General features: G+C 41.6%; 7 protein-coding genes. 6 read left to right on the top strand and 1 reads right to left on the bottom strand.

The features are described 5' to 3' along the window. Positions 1–247: 247 nt before the first annotated feature. Positions 248–694: a hypothetical protein gene (locus J6U00_RS07450; protein WP_296580652.1), complete on the bottom strand. Its 447-nt coding sequence runs from the start codon at positions 692–694 to the stop codon at positions 248–250. A gap of 80 nt (positions 695–774) precedes the next feature. Between J6U00_RS07450 and J6U00_RS07445 the strand changes: the two genes are divergently transcribed. From J6U00_RS07445 to J6U00_RS07420, 6 genes are all read left to right on the top strand, one after another. Next, positions 775–969, top strand: coding sequence for a hypothetical protein (locus tag J6U00_RS07445; protein ID WP_296580650.1), 195 nt, complete (start codon positions 775–777; stop codon positions 967–969). Positions 970–1,073: 104 nt separating this feature from the next. Next, the gene (locus tag J6U00_RS07440) at positions 1,074–1,475 is read left to right on the top strand and encodes a DUF3592 domain-containing protein (RefSeq protein WP_296580648.1); all 402 of its coding nucleotides are present in this window, start codon (positions 1,074–1,076) and stop codon (positions 1,473–1,475) included. A gap of 160 nt (positions 1,476–1,635) precedes the next feature. Next, positions 1,636–1,947 carry a metalloregulator ArsR/SmtB family transcription factor gene (locus J6U00_RS07435; RefSeq protein ID WP_296580645.1) on the top strand — a complete coding sequence of 104 codons (312 nt, stop codon included), beginning with the start codon at positions 1,636–1,638 and terminating at the stop codon, positions 1,945–1,947. A 74-nt stretch (positions 1,948–2,021) separates the two neighbouring features. After that, positions 2,022–2,465: a C-GCAxxG-C-C family protein gene (locus tag J6U00_RS07430; RefSeq protein WP_296580642.1), complete on the top strand. Its 444-nt coding sequence runs from the start codon at positions 2,022–2,024 to the stop codon at positions 2,463–2,465. A 35-nt stretch (positions 2,466–2,500) separates the two neighbouring features. Then, positions 2,501–3,463, top strand: a complete 963-nt coding sequence (locus tag J6U00_RS07425; RefSeq protein ID WP_296580640.1) for a permease — start codon at positions 2,501–2,503, stop codon at positions 3,461–3,463. Positions 3,464–3,475: 12 nt separating this feature from the next. Beyond that, complete coding sequence (locus J6U00_RS07420) at positions 3,476–3,838, top strand: thioredoxin family protein (RefSeq protein WP_296580639.1); 363 nt, start codon at positions 3,476–3,478, stop codon at positions 3,836–3,838. Positions 3,839–3,891: the final 53 nt, after the last annotated feature.

Genomic DNA, 3,891 nt, shown 5'->3' with positions numbered 1-3,891 from the left:
GAGTAACTTGCGATGTCCTCTGTCTTCATGAATGACACTTTTATCTTCGACAAAGAAAATGCCGTCTGAATCCATAAAATGGAGTCCCATATGAATCCTCCTGTCTGTTCGATCAAAAATGAACAGCGTAAAACTGATCTCGGTCAGATTTTTTACTCTTTACAATTATTATACTTCATAGATCATGAAAAAGCAAGCCGTTTTCCGCATATATGTCGATATTTCCCCTCAACCTTTGAATATGCCTTCATAGATATAGGGGATGATTATTCAATCTATCAGCATCTCCCCAGTCAACCTGAATTGCTTCTCCCGGCATGAATGAAAGCGGAACAAATGCATTTGGATTGTTTTTCTTGATGATAGCAACTTCGTTTCTAATGGTTGATTCAGCACCTTTAAAGTCCTTTTCGCTGACCAATCTATCATATATTCTTCTGGCAGTATGCCTTTGTTTTCTTGGTGCATCCTTATCTTCTTCGATACACTTATTGATAAATGCTACTACTTCTGGAGTAACTACTGTGCTTACTGAACCACTGCCTTCTTTTCTAACCCAAGGAACAGTAGCTCCATCCCAGTATTTCTTTACTGTGTTTTTTGATATCCCTAAAAGCTTAGCTGTAGTTTTTTTGCCGAAGCCCTTTTTTTGAAAATCTCTTATTTTTTCGTAAATATCCAATTCTATTGACACTTCCTTTTACCTCCAGTACAATTTCTATTTTTTAATTATACTGGATTTATTCTGGGGGGTCAATTTTTAATCAGCATTTTATGCTTAAAGGGGTCAATTTTATTTTAGCATACACATGGAATGTTTATGGAATAGCGATTTATGATGATAAGGTAGAATTTTCGATTGGAATAAATGCTGCCGAAGACCCGGAAGATGACAGCAATTATGTTATAATCATATTTGTTGACTATGATACGCAGGAAGCGGAAGTAGCCTTTGAAGTTGTATGGTAAAGGAGATTTATCGGTTTGAAAAAGAAAAACAAGAAAGAAGAAATATGTACACCTAATTTCACGTTGCTTCTTGCCCTTATATTCTTTTATTAGGAGCATTTCCGATGTTTAGCTACTGGAATAGGGTGAAAAAATGTGCAGTTGAAATAAGAGGAGTCGTTGTTGACGAGAGAATAAGTTCAAGAAAGATTCCTGATACATCACATCCGAAAAACAGATATTTATGGGGTAGAGCTTATAGTGATATTAAGGTCGACACTGATGGTATTTTCAAATATGATCACCTTTATGCAGGGGCAGGTGTCGGAAAAACAGGCGATACAGTCATCATTCGCTACGATCCCGATGATCCTGATGAATACTATTTCGTAGGCTATTATAGTAATGGGAGAACATTTGCCACATTTACTTGGGGCGTAAGCGGAAGTATGATATTATTATCATTGTTTTTCTTTGTTTACTACAATATACCGCTTCTTTTTCTAAAGAAAAAGAAAGACAATTGAATTGTGGACGGTCTGAAGTACAGTGAAAAACTGAATAAGGTATAACACCAGCGCCGGTCGGGATTTTTCTCGGCGGGCGTATATTATTTTTGCGAAAACATATTGACATTTTTCTATGTGTGTGATATAATATAGAAAATCTTCAATGTGAGGTGAGACCGTGGAGCTTTCAAACAAGCAAATCACTGTGATTTTCAAAGCGCTGTGTGATGAAAACAGAGTGCAGATTTTCAGGATTCTGCAACATGGCGAGCTGTGTGCCTGTCATCTTCTTGAGGAGCTACACCTGAGTCAACCAACGCTCTCTCACCATATGAAGGTACTCTGCGACAGCGGACTTGTGGTCGGCAGAAAAGAGGGAAAGTGGATGCACTACTCCATTTCACCGGAAGGTGCGAAAGTCGCTATGGACTGCCTGAAAGAGATCACGGCAGTAACTGAAAACGATTGTAAATGCTGTAATAATCAATAAGCCGTATGATCATACGGCTTAAAATACGACAAACGAATAGATATATCTAAATATGACTATTGGAGGAAAAGAAAATGGATAATGTATCAAAAGCAGTTCATTATTATGAAAATGGCTACAAGTGTTCACAGGCGGTATTTGCGGCGTTTGCGGAGCAGTTCGGTATTACCGAAAAGCAGGCTTTGCAGATAGGTTCATGCTTCGGTGGAGGAATGGGCAAGGGCGAGGTTTGTGGCGCTTGTACTGGAGCTCTTATGGTTCTTGGAATGAAGTACGGTCAGTTCGACCTTAACGACACTGAAAGTCGTGCTAAAAGCAGCTCTATGGCAGTTAAATTCCTTGACGAGTTCAAGAAACGCAAGAATTCATACATCTGCCGGGACATTCTCGGCTGCGATCTCAGAACTGAGGAAGGAAAAAACTATGCGAGATCAAACGGTTTGTTCGGAACCCTATGTCCCGAAATGGTAAGGACAGCAGCAGAGATACTGACCGAAATGCTCGGAGGTGATGAATAAGAGTGTGGGACTTTATACAGGATGAAGTATTCGGCATGAAATGGTTGAATAGGCTTATCGGCTCCCTGCTGAACGCTTGCGGTCTTGATACCGAAAGCAAGCTCGGCGGCAGTCTGCATTTCTTCATCTATGACACGATAAAAATCATGTTGCTGCTCGGCGTTCTTATCTTGATCATCACATATATACAGAGCTATTTCCCACCCGAACGTACAAAGAAGATACTCGGCAGATTTCACGGTATCGGAGCAAACTGTATCGCGGCTTTACTCGGAACTGTAACACCGTTCTGTTCATGTTCTTCGATCCCGCTGTTTATGGGGTTTACAAGCGCAGGGCTTCCGCTGGGCGTAACGTTCTCATTTCTTATCTCGTCACCAATGGTTGACTTGGGTTCACTTATCCTGCTGATGAGTATATTTGGCTGGAAGGTCGCTGTTATATATGTGATAGTCGGGCTTGTCATCGCAGTTGCAGGCGGTACACTAATTGAAAAACTGCACCTTGAAGATCAGGTGGAGGAATTTATCCGAAACGGCAAGAGCATTGACACGCCGCAAAACGAATTGACAAAGCGTGACCGCCTGAAATACGCTTGGGAGCAAGTTGCTGAAACTGCTAAAAAGGTCTTGCTCTATGTCATAGTCGGCGTGGGTATCGGTGCATTTATCCACAACTGGATACCCGAAGAATGGGTAGTCAAAGTTCTCGGCACCGGAAATCCTTTCGGTGTTATCATAGCAGCAATCTGCGGAATACCGATGTATGCAGATATTTTCGGCTGTATCCCCATTGCAGAAGCACTTGTTGCAAAGGGTGCAAAGCTCGGCGTGGTACTGGCGTTTATGATGGGCGTTATCACGCTGTCGCTGCCGTCTATGATAATGCTGAAAAAAGCGATAAAGCCAAAGCTGCTCGGTATTTTTATCGCTATATGTACTGTAGGAATTATCCTTGTAGGATACTTCTTCAATATCATTCAGAATTACATTATTTAGGAGGAAAACACTATGTCATTATTCAGCAAGAAAAAGGAAGAGAAGAGAGAGGCAACTTCATGCTGCTGTTGCGGCGGAGCGCAGTATACAAGCGCATCAGCCTCAACTTGCTGTGGTGAACCTGTTGACGGTGTATGCTGCATCAAGGTACTCGGTTCGGGATGCAAAGCCTGCCATCAGCTCTATGATAACACTGTCAAGGCTGTTGAGGGAATGGGTATCGAGGTAGAGTATGTCACTGACTTGCAGAAGATAATGGAGTACGGTGCTATGTCGATGCCAGCACTTGTGATCAATGAGAAGCTAGTTTCCGCTGGTAAAACTCTGAAACCTGCGGAAATTTCAGAGCTTATAGAGAATTTTGTGAAAAACTGAATAAGGCATAACACCCCATCAAAATATCATCCCAATGTCCGTATAGTGAAGGG

This window comes from Ruminococcus sp., from assembly GCF_017650195.1.
GTDB lineage: Bacteria > Bacillota > Clostridia > Oscillospirales > Ruminococcaceae > Ruminococcus.
This window is presented reverse-complemented; position numbering and strand designations above follow the sequence as displayed.

Excerpts from the sequence above, each read along its gene's own strand:
- J6U00_RS07425 (WP_296580640.1), top strand. The coding sequence starts at position 2,501 with ATGAAATGGTTGAATAGGCTTATCGGCTCCCTGCTGAACGCTTGCGGT.
- J6U00_RS07420 (WP_296580639.1), top strand. The coding sequence starts at position 3,476 with ATGTCATTATTCAGCAAGAAAAAGGAAGAGAAGAGAGAGGCAACTTCA.
- J6U00_RS07430 (WP_296580642.1), top strand. The coding sequence starts at position 2,022 with ATGGATAATGTATCAAAAGCAGTTCATTATTATGAAAATGGCTACAAG.
- J6U00_RS07445 (WP_296580650.1), top strand. The coding sequence starts at position 775 with ATGCTTAAAGGGGTCAATTTTATTTTAGCATACACATGGAATGTTTAT.
- J6U00_RS07440 (WP_296580648.1), top strand. The coding sequence starts at position 1,074 with ATGTTTAGCTACTGGAATAGGGTGAAAAAATGTGCAGTTGAAATAAGA.